Raw genomic sequence first — 2,284 nt, forward strand, 5'->3', positions numbered from 1 at the left:
GGCAACAAAGTGAGGGGATGCTGCGTTGCGGCAAGTGGGGGAACGCACCATTTAAAGAAGGAGGGAAGATGTCCTCCCACTCAATGGTGAGTTTTCTGAACACAGGCGCAGTCTGTCACACGGGCTGCCGACAAGAGAGGCGGCAACTGTATGAGCACCCCATTGATCCAAAACATAAATGACATGAAGCGGGAGCAGTTTGTTTCCACTTTTGGTTCTGTTTTTGACCATGCAAGCTGGGCTGCGGAAGAGGCGTATGAGTGCCGTCCGTTTGCTGACATCAAATCCCTCTTTACAACGCTGACAGCCATGGTGCGCGCCGCACCTGAAGAAGCGCGGCAGCGGGTGATCAGGGCGTATCCGGGGTTGGAAAAATTTCTGGCGGTTGCCTCGGCAGAGTCGTTGGTGGAACCTGTCTCTGATGTTCCGGCGGATCTGAACCGGCTTTCGTCCGAGGAGTTTGCCCAGTTCCGAGCCCTGAACAAGGCGTATCAGGAACGGTTTGACATGCCGTTTGTGATCTACGCGCAGGATCTGACACGCGCGCAGGTAATGAGGGCGCTGGAGCAGCGGCTGCGGTACGAACCTGAGGTTGAAACGGCAACGGCGTTGGGGGAAGTGGCCAAATTTGCCCGAGCCCGATTGGCGGAGATCTGCCAGAAGCTGGAGCCGGACCAGACGGCGTAAGTCCTCTTTCCTCTCAGGGTGGCGGAGCATATGTTGTGCGTGCAAGGGCAGAGGCGCGGGTCGCACAATTGCACTCGCCGTAAAAAGCGGGCACATATCTCTGGCATGTAGCTGTGTGAGAGTGGGGAGTGCGACACGTCATGACGCAGTGGTTTCGTAAAGGATGTCTTCTGGCCGCAGGATTGCTGGCCGTTTCTCTTCCTGTGATAACTGCGTCTCCGGTTTTGGCGGATGATGACGATGGTGGTGATGAAGAAGGCCACAAAGGGCCGGACATGCACAAGCTGGCTGCCAAGCCGCCTTTGCCCCGCGCCCACAAGGATTTCAGCAAATTCCGCTACCGGCCCGCTGGGGACAAAGTGCAGGAACAGGCCGACGCCAACCGCCTTCTGTTCTGGACGCCTGATGGCAAGCCGGATGGCTATGCACAGCGCCGCGGCAGCAGCATTATCTATTACAATGCACAAGGGCAGGCCACGCGGGTTCAGCATCTGGAACCCAATGAACTGACTGACGATTAAGAGCCTGTTTAACAGAGGCTCCAAGTTTTTCAGGTCTGTTTGTAGCTGAACACCGTTTGACTGGGCGGGTGCACCTTTGCATCCGCCGTCAGGTCGGCTTTTCTGCTCCCAGAAATTTACTTCACTTTGCACCGACAGATTTTTTCAGCGAGCCATCAACCTCGTATGAATGATAACCCTCTTTCAAGCGCTGAGGACAGTGGTCTCGCGCTGGTTTCCAGGGCGAGAATGGCACGAAGTTGGACGGTCGTCCCTTATGAGGAAAGCCTTCAGCCCTTAAACCGGCATTGCCGTTTTCAGGTGGTGCCCACGTAGCCGGGGGTTTCAATCAGATCCAGAATGGAGGCTGATGTTTCCTCGATGGAGCGACGGGTTACGTCAATAACCGGCCAGTTGTGGTGGCGGCACAGGCGGCGGGCCCAGCGGAGCTCTTCCTGCACTTTTTCCAGATCAATGTAGGCATAATCAGCAGCAGGGTCACGCAGGCGACCGGATGGGATCATCTGGGAAAGGCGCGTACGGCGAATTTCGATCAGTGTTTCAGGATCAATGGTCAGGCCGATCACCGGGCGTTTGATGGTGAACAACGCCTTGGGTGGCTCAATGCCCATCACCAGCGGCACGTTGGCGGCCTTGATGCCCCGGTTAGCCAGATAAAAGCAGGTTGGCGTTTTGGAAACTCGGGAAACGCCCACCAACACCACATCGGCTTCATTCAGTTCGTTTGTTTCCTGCCCGTCATCATGCGCCAGCACGTAATGCATGGCCTCGATACGCTGGTAATAGTTTTCATCCATGATGTATTGGCCACCAGGATGCCGCGTAGCTTCCTCCCCCGTTTCTTCTGAAAGGAAGGTCACAGCGCTGTCCAGCACATCCAGCAGCCGTACCTGCATGCTGGCACATCCTGCTTCCATATCCGCCTGCAAGGCAGGATCTGTCAGAGAGGACATGACGGGCCCACGGTCCAGCGCGATGTGACGCAGAACACGCCGAAGCTGGAGGCGGGAGCGGATGAGGTTCCAGTGGCGGAGCCGGATTTCCGTGTTCGGGAACTGCGCAATGCAGGCGCGGGC

Annotated in this window: 3 protein-coding genes; 2 read left to right on the forward strand and 1 reads right to left on the reverse strand. The window is 56.8% G+C overall.

What is annotated here, in order from left to right:
- Positions 1-150: 150 nt before the first annotated feature.
- Positions 151-687: a 2-oxo-4-hydroxy-4-carboxy-5-ureidoimidazoline decarboxylase gene (gene uraD, locus AD948_RS00275; RefSeq protein WP_006558236.1), complete on the forward strand. Its 537-nt coding sequence runs from the start codon at positions 151-153 to the stop codon at positions 685-687.
- A 140-nt stretch (positions 688-827) separates the two neighbouring features.
- Positions 828-1,208 carry a hypothetical protein gene (locus AD948_RS00280; RefSeq protein ID WP_006558235.1) on the forward strand — a complete coding sequence of 127 codons (381 nt, stop codon included), beginning with the start codon at positions 828-830 and terminating at the stop codon, positions 1,206-1,208.
- Positions 1,209-1,504: 296 nt separating this feature from the next.
- Here AD948_RS00280 and AD948_RS00285 read toward each other — a convergent pair.
- Positions 1,505-2,284 (reverse strand): pyruvate, water dikinase regulatory protein (locus tag AD948_RS00285; RefSeq protein ID WP_061470230.1); only part of this gene is annotated, 780 nt, incomplete at its 5' end.

The sequence above is a fragment of the Acetobacter senegalensis genome (genome assembly GCF_001580995.1).
Lineage (GTDB): Bacteria > Pseudomonadota > Alphaproteobacteria > Acetobacterales > Acetobacteraceae > Acetobacter > Acetobacter senegalensis.